Here is a 17,265-nt window from a genome sequence, read left to right on the forward strand (position 1 = left end):
GGATTCACACTCGCCGCAACGCGGCTAATCCCCGCGACCCGGCTAATCCCCCACCGGCTCGTCGACCAGGACCACAGCCGGGGCCCCTAATACACCCAGCAGGTTCTTCTCCACGGCCCCGCGCGCGTTCGACTCCGGCGGGACCGTCACACAGAACACGTCGGCCGCCGTCGACCCGAAGGTGTTCACCTTCGCCCAGACGATGTCGGTGTCGGCCCGCTCCAGCGCCCAGGCCAGCAGGGCCAGCAGACCCGTGCGGTCCATGGCCCGCACTTCCAGGATCAGCTGACCGGGCGTGTCGGTATCCAGCCACAGGATGCGCGGCGGCGCGGTCGAGCGGGTGACCGGCACCCCGACCTGCACCTCCCCCGCCCGGGCGGTCGCCGAGCTGGTGGCTTCGATGTCCCGTTTCTCCAGCGTCCCCAGCACGTCGACGTCGCCGCGCAAGGCACCCACGAAGGCTTGACGCAGCATGTCGGCGGCGGGGGGCGAACCGAACAGCGGCGACACCACGAATTCGGTGATGGCAACGCGCTCATGCACATTCACCGACGCCGAGTGCACGCGCAGCGAGTTCAGCGCCAGCACCGCGGCGGCTTTGGACACCAGGCCGCGCTCGTCCGGGGCCACCATCACCGCATGCAACCGCTCGCCTTCGGCGGGGTTGATCTCGACGTGCACCCCTTGCTGGGCGGCCAACGAAAGATAGTGCGGCGCAGTCGGTTCGGCTTGCGGCAGCGGTTCGCCGGCCATCGCCATCCGGCAGCGACGCACCAGATCCTCGATCAGGGACGCCTTCCAGTCGCTCCACACACCGGGCCCGGTGGCCTTGGAATCGGCCTCGGTCAGGGCGTGCATCAACTCCAGCAGTTGCGGGTCCCCGCCCAGCGCCTCGGAGACGGCTTCGATGACCGCCGGGTCGTTCAGGTCGCTGCGGGTGGCCGTGATGGGCAGCAGCAGGTGGTGACGGACCATCTGCGACAGCGTGTCGATGTCGGCCGACGACAGCCCGAGGCGCTCCGCGATCGGGACCACCAGATCCGCACCCAGCACACAGTGGTCCATGCCCCGGCCCTTGCCGATGTCGTGCAGCAACGCACCGAGCGCCAGCAGGTCGGGCCGGGCCACGTTGGTGCTCAACGGTGCCGCGTGCACGGCGCACTCCACCACGTGCCGGTCCACCGTCCACTTGTGGGACACGTCGCGCGGCGGCAAGTCACGGATCGGGTCCCACTCCGGCAGCAGTTGACCCCACAACCCGGTCCGGTCGAGCGCCTCGATCGTCGGCACCGCGGTGGGGCCGGCCAGCAGCACCACCAACAGGTCGTCGAGCGCCGCACGCGGCCACGGAATCGGCAGCGGAGGTGCGCTGTCGGCCAGCCGGTTGAGCGTGGCCGCCCCGATGGGCACCCCGGTATCGGCCGCGGCCGCGGCCACCCGCAGCACCAGACCGGGATCGCGATCGGGCTGGGCGTCTCTGGCCAGGACGATCTCCCCGGCGTACTCGACGACACCCTCGTCCAGCGGGCGGCGCTTGGGCCGCCCGATGAACGCCGAGATGCCGCGTCGAGGCAGTGCGTTGTTGGCGGTCCGCAACCCGGTGACGGAGTGGTAGCTGATCGTTCGCCCGGCGCTGGACAGCATGCGCGCCAGGTCGAATCGGTCGCCGACGCCCAACACGGCACTGACCTCGTCGGCGAACTGCGCCAGCACCTGGTCGCGGCCGCGGCGCGAGACCACGTGCAGTTCGGTGCGCACGTCGAGCAGGGTGAGGTAGGCGTCGTCCAGCGACCCGGCCGGGGTGTCCGGACGGGACATGCCGTGGCGGTCGATCAACTGGGCGAGCGCCAGCGCGTTGAGCAACTGGACGTCGCGCAGACCGCCGCGGCCGGACTTCAGGTCGGGCTCGGCGCGGTGTGCGATGCGGCCCAGACGCAACCAGCGGGCGTGCGTCATCTCCACGAGTTCGTCCATGCGGGAACGGATTCCGGTGCGCCACTGCCGGCGCACACCGTGGATCAATTCCTCCGAGAGACCTTCCTCGCCGGCGATGTGACGCGCTTCCAGCAGACCCAGCGCCGCGGTCATGTCCGAGTTGGCGATGCCCAACGCGTCGCTGACCGTGCGCACACTGTGATCGAGCCGAATGTTGGCGTCCCACAACGGATACCACAACTTGTCTGCGACCGGCCCCAGCACGTCGGCCGGCTTGCCGTCGTGCAGCAACACCAGGTCGAGGTCGGAGTACGGCAGCAATTCGCGCCGCCCCAGCCCACCGACGCCGATCAGGGCGTAGCCGCTGCCGTCGGTGATGCCGATCTCGGCGGCCTTTGCGGTCAGCCAGGATTCGTGCAGTCCCAGCACCGCCTTGCGCAGCTCCGCGGGTGCGCGGTCACGAAGATCGTCAGACAGCAGTTCGCGCCGTGCGGCAGCCAGATCGACTGCCGCGACGGCGCTTCCTGCTTGCTTGGATTCCGATGACTCAGCGGGGTCGGGCGGAGTCGACGTCACACCCGCCCGGCCCGTCCGATGAGGTTCGGCGTCACAGCGCGTCTGGCCCGCGTTCCCCCGTGCGCACCCGCACGATGGTGTCCACCGGGCTGACCCACACCTTGCCGTCACCGATCTTCCCGGTCCGTGCCGCACGGACGATGCTGTCCACGACCTTGTCGACGATGGAGTCGTCGACGACGACCTCGATGCGGACCTTGGGCACGAAGTCGACGGAGTATTCGGCGCCCCGGTAGACCTCGGTGTGACCCTTCTGCCGGCCGTAGCCCTGAATCTCACTGACCGTCATGCCCAGGACGCCGGCGTCCTCGAGGCTGGTCTTGACATCGTCAAGGGTGAACGGCTTCACGATCGCGGTGATCAGCTTCATAACTATTCCGCCTCCACTTTCTCGGCCAAGCGCGCCCCTAGCCCGTTCGGGGTGTCCGGCAGGCTGGCACGTGGAAGAACCGAACCGCTGGCGACCGCGAAGTCGTAGCCACTCTCGGCGTGCTCCGACTCATCGATCCCCGCGGCCTCCTGCTCAGCCCCGAGACGCAGCCCGATGGTGTACTTCAGGATAAGCGCAATGATCAGCGTGCCAAGAGCCGAGTAGGTCAACACAGCAAACGCGCCGATGGCCTGTTTGCCGAGCTGGCCCCAACCGCCGCCGTAAAACACCCCCGCGACGGCCGCGGGGGCCTGCGGCGTGGCGACCAGGCCGACCATCAGGGTGCCGGCCAATCCGCCGACCAGGTGCACGCCGACCACGTCGAGCGAGTCGTCGAACCCGAGCTTGAACTTCAGCCCCACCGCCAGCGCACACAGCACGCCGGCCACTGCGCCGATTACCAAAGCGCCCACCACGTTGACCGACGAACACGACGGCGTGATGGCGACCAGTCCGGCGACGATGCCCGAGGCGGCACCCAGCGTGGTCGCCTTGCCGTCGCGGATGCGCTCGGTGAGCAGCCAGGCGAGCATGGCGGCCGCCGTGGCGATGGTGGTGGTGATGAACGTCGTACCGGCGGCGCCGTTCGAGCTGGTGGCTGATCCGGCGTTGAACCCATACCAGCCGAACCACAGCAGGCCGGCGCCGAGCATCACGAACGGCAGGTTGTGCGGCCGGAACAGCGTGGTGGGCCAGCCCTTGCGCTTGCCCAGGACCAGCGCCAGCACCAAGCCCGCCACACCGGCGTTGATGTGGACCGCCGTACCGCCTGCGAAGTCGACCGCTTTCAGCTTGTTGGCGATCCACCCGCCCGACTCGGCGACGCTGCCGTCGAACGCGAACACCCAGTGCGCGACGGGGAAGTAGACGATTGTGGCCCACAGTCCGGAGAACACCAACCAGGCGCTGAACTTCATCCGGTCCGCCACCGCACCCGAGATCAGGGCGACGGTGATGATCGCGAACATGAGCTGGAAGGCCACGAACACCGTGGCCGGCAGGGTGCCCACCAGCGGGATGGTTGTCTCTGCCACAGCCGGGGTCTTGCTCGGGTCGGCAGCGATGTAATTGCCACCGATGAGACCTTTCAGGCCCCAGAACTGGGTCGGGTTGCCCACGACGCCACCCGTGTCATTACCGAATGCCATCGAGTAGCCGTAGAGCACCCACAGCACGGTCACGACGCCCATCGCACTGATGCTCATCATGATCATGTTCAGCACACTCTTGGCACGCACCATGCCGCCGTAGAAAAACGCCAGGCCCGGCGTCATCAACAGCACGAGCGCAGAACTTGCCAACATCCAGGCCGTGTCGCCCGTATCGGGATGGCCCATCAGCGGGAAACTCACTCGCTATCACCTCCAGTCAGCGTCGGGAGGGCCCCAGATGGATGACTGGCGACCTGATCCAGAACCATGCGCATAAGTTGTTGCGCGAATGGGGCAGCGATGTTTCGTCGCGATTAACGTAAAGGCTGCTGTGTAATACCTGTCATCCGAGCAGGGCGTCCACGAAGGCCTTCGGCTCGAACGGCGCCAGATCATCGGGGCCTTCGCCCAGCCCGACCAGCTTCACCGGCACTCCGAGTTCCTGTTGGACGCGGAACACGATGCCGCCCTTGGCCGTTCCGTCCAGCTTGGTCAGTACCGCACCGGTGATGTCGACGACTTCGGCGAAGACCTTGGCTTGGGCCAATCCGTTCTGCCCGATCGTGGCGTCGAGCACCAACAGCACCTCGTCCACCGCGGCGCGACGGGTCACCACCCGTTTGACCTTGCCCAGCTCGTCCATCAGGCCGACTTTGGTGTGCAGCCTCCCGGCGGTGTCGATGAGGACGACGTCGGCGCCGGCGGCGATGCCCTTGTCGACGGCGTCGAACGCCACCGACGCCGGGTCGGCGCCTTCGGCACCGCGCACCACCTCCGCGCCGACCCGCGACGCCCAGGTCTGCAGCTGGTCGGCCGCGGCGGCCCGGAATGTGTCGGCGGCACCCAGGACCACCCGCCGGCCGTCGGCCACCAGCACCCGCGCGAGTTTGCCGACCGTGGTGGTCTTGCCGGTGCCGTTGACGCCGACGACCAGCAGCACCGACGGATGGTCGGCGTGCGGCAGGGCCCTGATGGAGCGGTCCATGGCGGGTTGCAGTTCGTTGACCAGGACGTCGTGCAGCACGGCGCGAGCGTCGGCCTCGGTGCGGACGTTGCTGCTCGCCAGCCGGCTGCGTAGCTGCGATACCACCGATTCGGTGACCACCGGGCCCAGGTCGGCGACCAGCAGCGTGTCCTCGACGTCCTGCCAGGAATCCTCGTCCAGGTCGCCGCCGCCGATCAGGCCCAGCATGCTGCGGCCCAGCGCATTCTGTGACCGGGCCAGTCGGCCCCGCAGGCGTTCCAGCCGCCCTTCGGTGGGCGCGATCTCCTCGATCTCGGGCGCCTGGCGCTCCAGCACCTCGAGTATCTCGAAGCCTTGCGGAACTTCGGGTTCGACCGGCGCCTCGGGCTCGACGACCTCGGGCAGCTGGACCTCGGAGATCGGGCGTTTGGGCGCGTCGCGCGGGAGGGTCGCGTCGTCGCCGACGGCCGGCAACCCGCTGGTATCGATGCGTTCTACGGGTTCGGGCCGGTCCAGGGTCTCGGTCTGGCTCTGGCCCTGGCTGAAGGTGATGCCCGACGAGGCGGTGTAGCCACCGGACTTGTCGATTGCCTCCGTTTCGCGCGGGGCGAGGCTGATCCGCCGCCTGCGGTAGCGCACCAGGCCGACGACGATCGCGGTGATGACGAGAAGGGCGGCGACGACGGCGATTGCGATCCAGAGACTTTCGGACACGTTGTCGATCCTTCCAGCCGTGGGGCGCGCGGCTCTCGGTGGGTTGACGACGGTCGCACCCGCCTGCACGTGCCGGACCTCGAATGTGCAGGCAGGACTCTCGGGGTGAAGTCAGGGTTTCGGTTGTGCAGCCAGGGTGGGGATTTCGCGAAAATCCCACCGCCACTGCCCAATCAGAGCCCTGAGTTCACAATCAAAGCCGTCAAGTACCCGCTCGAACTTCCGTCGGGCCGCGACTCATCCAGGTGTGCCCACCAACCGGTCTACCTGCTGTCCCCGGATTCGCTGCGAGATAACCGCGGTGATCCCGTCACCCTGCATCGTCACGCCGTAGAGCGCGTCGGCGACCTCCATGGTGGGCTTCTGATGGGTGATGATGATCAGTTGCGAGCGGTCGCGCAGCATCTCGAACAGCCCGATCAGCCGGCGCAGGTTGACGTCGTCGAGCGCCGCCTCCACCTCGTCCATGATGTAGAACGGCGACGGCCGGGCCCGGAAGATGGCAACCAGCATCGCCACCGCCGTCAGTGCCTTCTCCCCGCCGGACAGCAAAGAAAGCCGGGTCACCTTCTTGCCGGGCGGACGGGCCTCCACCTCGATGCCGGTGGTCAGCATGTCATCCGGCTGGGTCAGCCGCAGCCGACCCTCGCCGCCGGGGAACAACGCGGTGAACACCGTCTGGAACTCCCGTTCCACGTCGAAGAACGCATCGCTGAACACCTGCAGGATGCGGGAGTCGACTTCGGCGACGACGTCGAGCAGGTCCTTGCGCGCGGCCTTGACATCTTCGAGCTGAGTGGACAGAAAGTTGTACCGCTCTTCCAGGGCAGCAAATTCTTCGAGGGCCAACGGATTGACCCGGCCGAGCTCGGTCAGCTCCCGCTCGGCGCGTTTGGCGCGCCGCTCCTGGGTGGTGCGGTCAAACGGCATCGGTGCGGGCGCCACGACCTGCTCGCCGCGCTCACGCGCCTGTTCGAACTCGGCCATCTCCAACTCCGTCGGCGGCAGCGGGACGTCGGGACCGTATTCGGCGACCAGGTCGGCCGGCGCCATCCCGAACTGCTCGAGCACCATCTGCTCGAGTTGCTCGATGCGCAGCGCCGCCTGCGCATTGGCCACCTCGTCGCGGTGCAGCGAATCGGTCAGAGCCGACACCCGCGCGCTCAGCGTGTTCGTCTCCTCGCGGACCGCGGCCCGGGCCGCGGATCGTTGCCGGCGTTCGGCGGCCAGCTCGTCGCGCAGTCGCGCAGCCGCCTCGACCACTGTTTCGAGGCGGCGGGCCAGTACCCGACCCGATTCGGCGACCGCCGCGGCCACGGCACCGGCGCGCATCCGGGCGGCGCGCGCCTGTTCGGCCCGCAGCCGCGCCTCGCGTTCGGCCGCGGCCGCCCGGCGCAGCGAGTCGGCTCGTCCGCGCACCGCGTTGGCCCGCTCCTCGGCGGTGCGTACCGCCAGCCGCGCCTCGACCTCGACGCTGCGCGCGCTCTCGGCGGCGGCGGCGATGGCTTCCCGGGCCTCGGCCGGGCTGGCCTCCGCCTCGGTCACGAGCTCGGTCTGCTGCGCGTTACGCAGCCGCGTCTCCAGCTCGACGACGTCCTCGACGGTCCGCCCGCGCGCGGCTTCGAGTTCTGCGCGTTGCTGCAGCAGCCGGGTCCACTCGTCGTCGGCCGCGCGCGCGTCCTGTCCCAACCGGCCCAGTTGCTCGTACATTGCCGAGATGGCGGTGTCGGACTCGTTGAGTGCCGCCAGTGCCTGCTCGGCGGCTTCCTGACGGGCGGTCTGCTCGGTCAGCGCGCCGGACAACGCCGCGTTCAGCTGCGCCACCTGCTCCTCCGTGGCAACCAGCTCACCGCGCGCCTTGTCGATCTCGGAGGCAACCTCCAACGTGGACAGCTTGCGGTCGGATCCGCCGCTCACCCGTCCCGCGCCTACCACGTCGCCATCCACGGTGACCGCCCGCAACTGCGGACGGCCGGCCACCAGATCCAGCGCCGCACTCAGATCGTCGACGACCGCGACACCGGACAGCATCGCGACCATCGCGCCACGCAGTCGCGGCGGCGCTTCGATCAGGTCCACCGCCCACAGCACACCGGCGGGCAACTGCGCCGACTCGGCCGCGGCGGTGGGCCAGTCGCTCAACACCAGCGCTGCGCGGCCGCCGTCGGCCTGCTTGAGCGCGGTAACCGCGCCGCGCGCAGCGTCGACGCTGTCAGCCGCCAGCGCGTCGGCCGCCGAACCGAGCACCGCGGCCAGTGCCGCCTCGTAACCGGGCCGCACCTTGACCAGTTCCGCGACTGAGCCCAAAAGCCCTGCGCCACTGAGGTTTCGGGTGAGCCAGGCGGCACCGTCCTTGCGCTCCAAGCTCACCGACAGTGCGTCGATGCGGGCCCGCAGCGACGCGACCTGACGTTCGGCGCTGCGTTCGTTGGCCTGCAGCTCGGCGACTCGCGCCTCGGCCAGTCGCAACGCCGACACCGTCCGCTCGTGCTGCTCGTCCAGGCCCAGCTCACCCTGGTCCAGTTGGCCGACGCGGCCCTGCACGCTCTCGAATTCGGCGCGGGTCTGCTGCGCGCGGGCGGCCGCCTGTTCGATCCGCTCCGAGAGCCGGGCGACGCTTTCGTCGATCGACTCGACCCGCGCCCGCATGGTTTCCACCTGCCCGGCCAGCCGCGCCAGACCTTCCCGGCGGTCCGCCTCGGCGCGCACCGCCGCCAGGTGCGCCTTGTCGGCTTCCACGGCGCGGCGCTCCCATTCGGCCAACTCGGCACGGGCGGCGTCCAACCGGGCGCGCGCCTCTTCCAGTTCGGCGAGCAACTGTCGCTCGCGGGAGGCCACCTCGTCGGCCTCGGCTTCCAGGGCGTCTGGGTCGGTGTCGCTGGCCCGCACCGGCTCGACATCGAGGTGCTGTGCGCGTTCGGCGGCGATGCGCACCGTCGCACCCACCCGCTCGGCCAGCGCGGACAGCCGAAACCATGTGTGCTGCACCGCCTCGCTGCGTTGCGACAGCACGGCAAGCTCAGCCTCGTGCGCAGCCAGCTCCTCCGAAGCCACCGACAGCCGGGCGGCGGCTTCGTCGTGCTCGCGGCGCATGGTCGCCTCGGCGTCGAAGATCGCCTGCCGCTCGGTGCGCCGGCTCACCAGGTCGTCGGCGGCCAGCCGCAACCGCGCATCGCGCAGGTCGGCCTGGATGGTCTGGGCGCGACGCGCCACCTCGGCCTGACGGCCCAGCGGCTTGAGTTGGCGGCGCAGCTCGGTGGTCAGGTCGTTGAGCCGGGCCAGGTTCGCGGCCATCGCGTCGAGCTTGCGCAGCGCCTTCTCTTTACGCTTGCGGTGCTTGAGCACGCCGGCGGCTTCCTCGATGAACGCGCGCCGGTCTTCGGGGCGGGACTGCAAAATCTCGTCGAGCTTGCCCTGCCCGACGATCACATGCATCTCGCGGCCGATGCCGGAATCGCTCAGCAACTCCTGCACATCCATCAAACGGCAACTGCTGCCGTTGATTTCGTACTCGCTGGCCCCGTCGCGGAACATCCGGCGGGTGATCGAAACCTCGGAGTACTCGATCGGCAGTGCGTTGTCGGAATTGTCGATGGTGACGGTGACCTCGGCGCGGCCCAGCGGGGCACGCGAGGAGGTGCCGGCGAAGATGACGTCTTCCATCTTGCCGCCGCGCAGCGTCTTGGCGCCCTGCTCCCCCATCACCCAGGCCAGCGCGTCGACCACGTTGGACTTGCCTGAACCGTTGGGCCCGACGACGGCGGTGATGCCGGGCTCGAAACGCAGAGTCGTCGGCGCGGCGAAGGACTTGAAGCCCTTCAGCGTCAGACTCTTGAGGTACACGGTGGGCCAGATTACCGCTGGATCAGACGGCGGTGACCCGGCGCGCCCGTCGTCCGATCACCGTTCGACGAATCCGGTGAATTGTTCCGTCGGCTTCGACCAGTCTTCGACGACTTTGTCCACCCGGCCCGGAGTGTCCCCGCCACGTAACAGCTCGAGCAACCGTTCGCCGGCTTCCCGCGGCCCCTGCGCAACCACCAACACGCGGCCGTCGGCGTGATTCGCCGCGTACCCCGTCAGCCCCTGCTCCAGCGCACGGCAGCGGGTCCACCAGCGAAAACCAACGCCCTGGACATGCCCGTGCACCCAGGCGGTCAATCGCACGTCATCCGACATCTGCGACCCCGAACGTGACCGTGGTGCCCGACTTGAGGGTGCGCCCGACGGTGCACACCATGTCGACGGCCCGCTCGACGACAGTCAGCACGCGCTCCTTGTCCTCGGCGCTGAGACCCGAAAGGTCCAGTTCGAGCGTCTCCTCGAGCAGCGGATAGACCTCGTTGTCCCGGTCGGCGGCGCCCGATACCCGGACCGTCGCTGTGTAGTCGTCGCCCAGCCGGCGCGCCAAAGGCTGATCGCTGGCCATTCCGCTGCACGCGGCCAGCGCGATCTTCAGCAGCTCGCCCGGTGTGAAGACCCCGTCGACGTCTTCGCTGCCGACGAGCACCTGCGCTCCCCGCGAGCTGTGCCCGGTGTACCGGCGCGGGCCGGTGCGTTCGACCCACAGTTCGGTCATGTTTCCCCTTTCCTCGCGGTGTTTCGCGGCCGCGGCTGGCATTTCGGGCAGTAGAACGACGAGCGGTTCATGAACTTCTCCCGGCGCATCACCGCTCCACAGCGCCGGCAGTTCTGCCCTTCGCGACCGTAGGCGTCCAGCGACCGGTCGAAGTAACCCGACTCGCCGTTGACGTTGACGTACAGCGAATCGAACGACGTCCCGCCCTCGGCGAGTGCCTCCCGCATCACTTCGGCGGCGGCATCCAAGACCGCCCGCAGTCGCCGCCGGGGTAGGGTGGCGGCGATCCGCGCGCCGTTCAGCTGCGCGCGCCACAACGCCTCGTCGGCGTAGATGTTGCCGATTCCCGACACGACCTGTTGGTCGAGTAACTGGCGCTTGATCTCGGAGTGCTTGCGCCGCAACACATTCACCACGGCTTCGGCGTCGAACCCGGGATCCAGCGGATCACGCGCGAGGTGCGCGACCGGCGCCGGTACCACGCTGCCGTCCACCGTCACGAGGTCGGCGAGCAGCCACCCGCCGAACGTTCGCTGATCGGCGAAACTCAGTACGGTCCCGTCGTCGAGGAGCGCCGAGATCCGGACGTGGTCGGCGCGCGGAACCTCCCCCAGCAACATCTGACCGCTCATCCCCAGGTGCACGACCAGTGCGGCGTCGGGGTCTGTGCTCTTCTCCAGCAGCAGCCACAGATACTTGCCGCGGCGATCGGTGCCGGTGATCTTCGCATCCAGCAGCCGAGCGGTCAGGTCGCCCGCCCCGGCCTCGTGCCGGCGCACCGCGCGGGGGTGGTGGACCCGGACGGCGGTGATCGTCTTGCCCACCACGTGAGCCTGCAAACCGCGCCGTACCACCTCGACTTCGGGTAGTTCTGGCATCGATAACCGTCAGGGCTTCCCCGCGGGATCGAGCACGTGCGCTGCCTCGAGTGCCTTGTAGGCGGCCGACGCCGCCTTCTGCTCGGCTTCTTTTTTCGAACGCCCCACACCAGACCCGTATTGGGTCTCCATCACGACCACCACCGCCGTGAATTCCTTGTCGTGATCCGGCCCGGTCGAGGTCACCTGGTACGTCGGGGTGCCGAGGGCACACGATGCGGTGAGTTCCTGCAGGCTGGTCTTCCAGTCCAGCCCGGCACCCAGCGTCGGCGCGGTATCCAGCAGCGGGCCGAACAGTCGCAGGATCACCTCGCGGGCCACGCTGATGCCGTGTTGCAGGTAGATCGCACCGAGCAACGATTCCATGCCGTCGGCCAGGATGCTGGACTTGTCCGCGCCGCCGGTGTTGGCCTCACCGCGCCCCAGCATCACATGCACGCCCAGGCCGCCGTCGGGCAGATGGCGCGCGACGTCCGCCAACGCCTGGGTGTTGACGATGCTGGCCCGCAACTTGGCCAGATCGCCTTCGGAACGGTCGGGGTGGCGGTGATAGAGCTCGTCGGTGATGGTCAGTCCCAGCACCGCGTCGCCGAGGAACTCCAACCGCTCGTTGGTGGGCAGGCCGCCGTTCTCGTAGGCGTAGCTGCGGTGCGTCAACGCCAACGACAGCAGGTCTTCGGGCAGGTCGACGCCGAGCGCATCGAGCAGAGTCTGCCGCGACGGGGTCACCGCTCGTCTCCGTCCCGGGGCGGGAACATGCCCGCCAGCTTGGCCCAACGTGGGTCGATCTGGTCGTGCGAGTGGTCGGGTTCGGCGGCCAGCGAGACACCGCACTGCGGGCACAGGCCCGGGCAGTCGGGTGAGCAGACCGGCGCGAACGGCAGTTCCAGGCCGACGGCGTCGACGATGGGTTGCTCGAGGTTGATCGTCTCGGCGACGACGTGGCCGACCTCGTCCTCCTCCGTGGTCGCCTCGGTCGCACTGTCCGGGTAGGCGAACAGCTCGGTCAGCGTCACGCGTACGCGACCCTGGATCGGCGACAGACAACGCGAGCATTCTCCGCTGGTCGGCGCGGATACAGTGCCGGTCACCAGCACGCCTTCGTAGACCGACTCCAGCCGCAGGTCCAGGTCCAGGGGTGCGCCCGGCTGGATGGCGATCAGGTCCAGGCCGATGCGTGACGGGCTGTCCACGGTCTGATGCACCGCGAACATCACCCCGGGCCGGCGGCCCAGGCGGGCGATGTCCATCGTCAACGGCGTGGTGGCGGGTCGCTGCGCCGTCTGGCTGTGCTGCTTTGCCACAAGGAAATCCTACGGCGCGCGGCCGGCAGGTCCACGGCCAGTTCGCCGGGGGAAACGCCTAACGCGTCACGTAGTCGTGCGTACCGGCCGCGGTCCGCAGCTGGTGGCGGCCCCGGCCGACCGACCGCAGGGTGCCGTTCAGGAACTCTTCGAACTCGGCGAGTTTGTTGTCGACGTAGATGTCGCACTCGCCGCGCAACCGGTCGGCCTCGGCGTGCGCGGTGTCGATCAGACGGGTGGATTCGGCGTGCGCGGCCTGCACCACCTCGTTCTGCGACACCAGGCGCTGCTGCTCCTTGATGCCCTCTTGCACGGCCTTTTCGTAGGAGATGTTGCCGTTCTCGATCAGCCGGTCGCATTCGGACTTGGCGCGGCTGATGCTGGCGTCGTACTCGCGCTTGGCCGATGCGGCGATCCGCATGGCTTCCTCGCGGGCCTCACCGACCATCCGCTCGCTGTGCTGACGGGCTTCGCTGACCATCCGGTCAGCCTGAGCCTTGGCATCGGAGAGCAGGCGGTCGGCCTCCGCGCGGGCGTGGTTGATCATCGACTCCGACTCGGTGGTCGCCGATGACACCATCGAGTCGGCGTGGGTCTTCGCGTCGTGCAGCATCGAGTCGCGCGCGTCCAGCACGTCCTGTGCATCGTCCAGTTCGCCGGGGATGGCGTCCTTGATGTCGTCGATCAGTTCCAGCACATCGCCGCGCGGCACGACGCAGCCCGCGGTCATGGGCACGCCACGGGCTTCTTCGACGATCGCGCTCAGTTCGTCCAACGCTTCAAAGACTCGGTACACGGCCATACCCTCCTGGCGTCTCGCCACAATTCCTGATTGTTACCAGTGTGCCTGGTGTTACCTATGTGACGTCGGTGGTGACGTCGGTGTGTCGGGGTGAATTTGTCGTCGTACATCCCTGGTTTGCCACCAGACTATCGCCGCGAGCGGCGCCCGGTCAGCCGTGCAGGAGACGCGGCTCGCGTCGTGGCCGCCCCGATCGTGGTGCGCTTTGCCCGCGCTCGTCCGGGATTTCTTTGGCATCGCTGGTGGGGTTGACAACCTAGATACCCTTGGGGGGTATATCGACGGGAGGCCGGAGATGGATCGAGCGGTAAATGCACTGGGTCACGCGTTGGCGCTGACGGGGTCCATGACATGGGAAATCCTCTGGGCGCTGATTCTGGGTTTCGCCTTGTCGGCCGTGGTGCAGGCCGTGGTGCGCCGGACAACCATCGTCGCGCTGTTGGGGGACGACCGGCCGCGCACGCTGGCCGTCGCGACGGGCTTGGGTGCGGCGTCATCGTCGTGCTCCTATGCCGCGGTGGCGCTGGCCCGGTCACTGTTTCGCAAGGGTGCCAACTTCACCGCAGCTATGGCGTTCGAGATCGGCTCCACCAACCTGGTCGTGGAGCTGGGCATCATTCTGGCCCTGTTGATGGGCTGGCAATTCACCGCCGCGGAATTCGTCGGCGGGCCGCTGATGATCATCGTGCTGGCACTGCTGTTCCGGTTCTTCGTCCGCGAACGACTCATCGATGCCGCGCGTGAGCAGGCCGAGAAAGGCATCGCCGGTTCGATGGAAGGCCATGCCGCGATGGACATGTCGATCCAGGGCGACGGGTCGTTTTGGCGGCGACTGTTCTCCGGACCGGGGCTCACCTCGGTCTCGCACGTCTTCGTGATGGAGTGGCTGGCGATTCTGCGTGACCTGATCCTGGGCCTGTTGATAGCGGGCGCGATTGCCGCATGGGTTCCCGAAACCTTCTGGCAGAACTTCTTTTTCGCTGACAACCCGACATTGTCGGCGGTGTGGGGGCCTGTCGTCGGGCCTGTCGTGGCGATCGTGTCGTTCGTCTGCTCTATAGGAAACGTGCCGTTGGCCGCTGTGCTGTGGAACGGCGGCATCAGCTTCGGCGGGGTCATTGCGTTCATCTTCGCCGACCTGCTGATCCTGCCGATCCTGAACATCTATCGGAAGTACTACGGCACCAAGATGATGCTGACGCTGCTGGCCACGTTCTACGCCGCGATGGTCGTGGCCGGCTATCTGGTCGAATTGATCTTCGGCACCGCAGGTCTCATCCCGGATCAACGCAATGCGATGGTGATGTCGGGCGGGATCTCCTGGAACTACACGACATGGTTGAACATCGTCTTCTTGCTTGTTGCGGCGGTATTGGTCGCTCGGTTCTTTGTCACGGGCGGAATGCCGATGCTGCGCATGATGAATGGTTCACCGGACGCCGAGCACGCGCACGGTGAGCACGCGCATGGTGAGCACGCGCACGGTGGGCACGCGCACGGTGAGCACGGGCATGGCGGGCACGGGCACGGGCACGCGCATGGCGGGCACGGGTGCCACTGACGGGACACCGCGTACCGCACTGGCGAACTTGGCTGCGTTGAGAGTCCGCAGCGGCATCTCGGCGACGGAATCGGCTATGGCTCAGCCCGTTTGGGCTGGAAGGGCGTGTACCACCACCAGTCGGCGCGTTCGCCGAGTGGACCGCGACACGGTGGGACGTCCGGCGGAGGCTGGGTGGGCGGTCGGGCCAGCGATCCCGGGGGCAGGGTCTGGCCGTCGCTGTCGGTGACGGTCAGGTTGTCCGCGGTTCCGGTGATGGTGATCGCCCCGCGGTGGTGCAGCCGATGGTGATACGGGCAGACCAGCACCAGGTTGTGCAGTTCGGTAGGACCGCCGTGTTCCCAGTGCCGGATGTGATGGGCATGCAGACCCCGCGTCGCGCCACAGCCGGGCACGGCACACGTCGGGTGGCGGTGCTCCAACGCGCGGCGCAGCCGCCGACTGATCGTGCGGGTACTGCGGCCAGCACCGAGGGGCTCGCCGTCGCGTTCGAACCACACCTCGCACGTGGCATCACAGGTCAGGTACCGGCGGTCAGCGTCGCTGAGCAGCGGACCCAGATGCAGCGCACCCACCTGCTGTTCCACGTCGAGGTGGGCGATCACCGTGGTGTGCTGGCCATGGGGGCGGCGGGCCGCTTCGGTGTCCCAGCCGGCCTCCACCAACCGCATGAATGCCTCGCCAAGCGCCGGCAACGGAGGCCGCACCTCGGGGTCATCGTCGGCATGATCGCGCGTCCATTCCGCGATCAGCGCTTCCCGATGCGAGGCCAACGCCGCCTCGAACTTGGCAGCATCCAGCCGCGGGAGTCTGATCCGCCAGCACGTGAACTGCTCATCGGAGGTCTTGGTAACCGAAGGCCGCGGTTCCAGGTCGGGTCCGGGATCTGGTTCGGGGTCCGGGCGAGGTTCGAGCTTGACCGCGGTGCGCAACTCGTTGACCGTGGCGACCCGGGCCAGCTGCTCATAATGCTTATCCGAGCCCGCCCCGGCACGCGCGGCGATGACCCCGACCTGATCCAGCGACAACCGGCCCTTGCGCAAGCTGCGGGCACAGCGCGGGAACTCCTTGAGCCGCCCGGCGACCGTAGTCATCGTCTGCGCCGTCGCCGGAGACACTCCCAGCTTCCAGGCCACCAACGCCGAAATCGACCGGCACCCGGTATTGCCCCACAACTGATCACCATCAAGCTCAGCGATGATCTCCACCAGCTGCCCATCAATGGCGTTACGCTGACCGGCCAACTCCGCGAGCTTCTCAAACAACACGTCAATCCGCTTGACCTGGCTCACCGGCTCAGCAGACAAAGCGCTCGAAGACATGTCCTCATCATCGCAGGGGCCACCGACAAGTCCCGGCTGCCGAATCGCCGATGGACCGCGCCGTAGCTCCCTACCCGGCCATTTCCGGCGGTATCGTGGCCTGCGGAATTCCGAGGCGAAAGGGGCCGCGGGTGTCGACGCCGAACGTGCCGGGCAGCTTTCCGCAGCGACCGACCGGTCCCCCACCTCCCGCCGACATCGGCCGTCTGCTCCTGCGGTGCCACGACCGGCCCGGAATCATCGCCGCGGTCAGCACCTTCCTGGCTGGAGCCGGCGCCAACATCATTTCCCTCGATCAGCATTCCACCGCCCCCGAAGACGGAACCTTCCTGCAGCGCGCGATCTTTCACCTACCCGGTCTTACCGCGGCGATCGACGGACTCGAACAGGAATTCGCCAGTACCGTGGCCGAGAAATTCGGCATCGACTACCGCTTCACCGAAGCCGCCAAACCCAAACGCGTCGCCATCATGGCGTCCAGGCAAGACCACTGCCTACTGGATCTGTTGTGGCGCAACCGCCGTGGCGAGCTTCAAATGTCCATCGCGATGGTCATCGCCAACCATCCCGATCTGGCCGAGCGTGTCCGCCCGTTCGGGGTGCCGTTCGTCCACATTCCCGCTACCCGCGACAACCGCGCCGAAGCCGAGCAGCGTCAGCTCCAATTGCTCAGTGGGAACGCGGATCTGGTTGTGCTGGCGCGTTATATGCAGATCCTCACTCCGGAATTCCTCGCCGCGGTCGGGTGTCCGTTGATCAACATTCATCATTCGTTCCTGCCGGCGTTCATCGGCGCGGCGCCTTACAAGCGTGCTCGGGAACGTGGTGTCAAACTGGTCGGGGCGACCGCGCATTACGTCACCGAAGTGCTCGACGAGGGACCGATCATCGAACAAGATGTGGTGCGCGTCAGGCACACTGACACCGTCGACGACCTGGTGCGCGTCGGCGCCGACGTCGAACGGGCCGTGTTGTCCCGCGCGGTCCTGTGGCACTGCCAGGACCGGGTGATCGTGCACGACAACCAGACCATCGTCTTCTGAAACGAC

General features: G+C 67.9%; 13 protein-coding genes and 1 pseudogene. 2 read left to right on the top strand and 12 right to left on the bottom strand.

The window, feature by feature from the left end:
• Positions 1 to 42 precede the first annotated feature (42 nt).
• The 11 genes from AC5Y46_RS07560 to sepIVA all read right to left on the bottom strand — a co-directional run bounded on the left by AC5Y46_RS07560 (position 43) and on the right by sepIVA (position 13,327).
• Positions 43 to 2,511: a [protein-PII] uridylyltransferase gene (locus AC5Y46_RS07560; protein WP_499942099.1), complete on the bottom strand. Its 2,469-nt coding sequence runs from the start codon at positions 2,509 to 2,511 to the stop codon at positions 43 to 45.
• Between the two features lie 31 nt (positions 2,512 to 2,542).
• Positions 2,543 to 2,881, bottom strand: coding sequence for a nitrogen regulatory protein P-II (glnB, locus tag AC5Y46_RS07565; RefSeq protein ID WP_036354580.1), 339 nt, complete (start codon positions 2,879 to 2,881; stop codon positions 2,543 to 2,545).
• Between the two features lie 2 nt (positions 2,882 to 2,883).
• A complete protein-coding gene (locus AC5Y46_RS07570) occupies positions 2,884 to 4,278 on the bottom strand; it encodes an ammonium transporter (RefSeq protein ID WP_499942366.1) in 1,395 nt (464 codons plus the stop codon).
• Positions 4,279 to 4,435: 157 nt separating this feature from the next.
• A complete protein-coding gene (ftsY, locus tag AC5Y46_RS07575) occupies positions 4,436 to 5,770 on the bottom strand; it encodes a signal recognition particle-docking protein FtsY (protein WP_499942098.1) in 1,335 nt (444 codons plus the stop codon).
• Between the two features lie 237 nt (positions 5,771 to 6,007).
• Positions 6,008 to 9,613 (bottom strand): chromosome segregation protein SMC, encoded by a 3,606-nt coding sequence (gene smc, locus AC5Y46_RS07580; protein ID WP_499942096.1) that lies wholly within the window; start codon positions 9,611 to 9,613, stop codon positions 6,008 to 6,010.
• A gap of 57 nt (positions 9,614 to 9,670) precedes the next feature.
• A complete protein-coding gene (locus tag AC5Y46_RS07585) occupies positions 9,671 to 9,949 on the bottom strand; it encodes an acylphosphatase (RefSeq protein ID WP_499942094.1) in 279 nt (92 codons plus the stop codon).
• A complete protein-coding gene (locus AC5Y46_RS07590) occupies positions 9,939 to 10,349 on the bottom strand; it encodes an OsmC family protein (protein WP_499942092.1) in 411 nt (136 codons plus the stop codon). Before AC5Y46_RS07590 ends, AC5Y46_RS07585 begins: the two co-directional genes overlap by 11 nt.
• Positions 10,346 to 11,227: a DNA-formamidopyrimidine glycosylase gene (gene mutM / locus AC5Y46_RS07595; RefSeq protein WP_499942090.1), complete on the bottom strand. Its 882-nt coding sequence runs from the start codon at positions 11,225 to 11,227 to the stop codon at positions 10,346 to 10,348. Before mutM ends, AC5Y46_RS07590 begins: the two co-directional genes overlap by 4 nt.
• Positions 11,228 to 11,236: 9 nt before the next feature.
• Entirely contained in the window at positions 11,237 to 11,956 is a 720-nt protein-coding gene (gene rnc / locus AC5Y46_RS07600) for a ribonuclease III (RefSeq protein WP_499942089.1), read from the bottom strand.
• The gene (locus AC5Y46_RS07605; protein ID WP_499942087.1) at positions 11,953 to 12,531 is read right to left on the bottom strand and encodes a YceD family protein; all 579 of its coding nucleotides are present in this window, start codon (positions 12,529 to 12,531) and stop codon (positions 11,953 to 11,955) included. Before AC5Y46_RS07605 ends, rnc begins: the two co-directional genes overlap by 4 nt.
• A gap of 58 nt (positions 12,532 to 12,589) precedes the next feature.
• On the bottom strand, positions 12,590 to 13,327 hold the full coding sequence (gene sepIVA, locus AC5Y46_RS07610; protein ID WP_499942086.1) for a cell division protein SepIVA: 738 nt from the start codon (positions 13,325 to 13,327) through the stop codon (positions 12,590 to 12,592).
• A gap of 301 nt (positions 13,328 to 13,628) precedes the next feature.
• On the opposite strand from sepIVA, the pseudogene AC5Y46_RS07615 reads away from it, so the two are divergent.
• Positions 13,629 to 14,810: pseudogene (locus AC5Y46_RS07615) on the top strand (permease); the annotation flags it as partial.
• Positions 14,811 to 14,968: 158 nt separating this feature from the next.
• Here AC5Y46_RS07615 and AC5Y46_RS07620 read toward each other — a convergent pair.
• Positions 14,969 to 16,216, bottom strand: a complete 1,248-nt coding sequence (locus AC5Y46_RS07620) for an HNH endonuclease signature motif containing protein (RefSeq protein ID WP_499942084.1) — start codon at positions 16,214 to 16,216, stop codon at positions 14,969 to 14,971.
• Positions 16,217 to 16,323: 107 nt separating this feature from the next.
• Here AC5Y46_RS07620 and purU point away from each other — a divergent pair, with 107 nt between their 5' ends.
• The gene (gene purU / locus AC5Y46_RS07625; protein WP_499942365.1) at positions 16,324 to 17,259 is read left to right on the top strand and encodes a formyltetrahydrofolate deformylase; all 936 of its coding nucleotides are present in this window, start codon (positions 16,324 to 16,326) and stop codon (positions 17,257 to 17,259) included.
• Positions 17,260 to 17,265 lie beyond the last annotated feature (6 nt).

It is taken from the genome of Mycobacterium sp. NGS59, assembly GCF_059812345.1.

Bases quoted from the DNA above. Each gene is read 5' to 3' on its own strand.
- glnB (WP_036354580.1), bottom strand. From the start codon at position 2,881: ATGAAGCTGATCACCGCGATCGTGAAGCCGTTCACCCTTGACGATGTC.
- AC5Y46_RS07570 (WP_499942366.1), bottom strand. From the start codon at position 4,278: ATGGGCCATCCCGATACGGGCGACACGGCCTGGATGTTGGCAAGTTCT.
- AC5Y46_RS07585 (WP_499942094.1), bottom strand. From the start codon at position 9,949: ATGTCGGATGACGTGCGATTGACCGCCTGGGTGCACGGGCATGTCCAG.
- AC5Y46_RS07590 (WP_499942092.1), bottom strand. From the start codon at position 10,349: ATGACCGAACTGTGGGTCGAACGCACCGGCCCGCGCCGGTACACCGGG.
- mutM (WP_499942090.1), bottom strand. From the start codon at position 11,227: ATGCCAGAACTACCCGAAGTCGAGGTGGTACGGCGCGGTTTGCAGGCT.
- AC5Y46_RS07620 (WP_499942084.1), bottom strand. From the start codon at position 16,216: ATGTCTTCGAGCGCTTTGTCTGCTGAGCCGGTGAGCCAGGTCAAGCGG.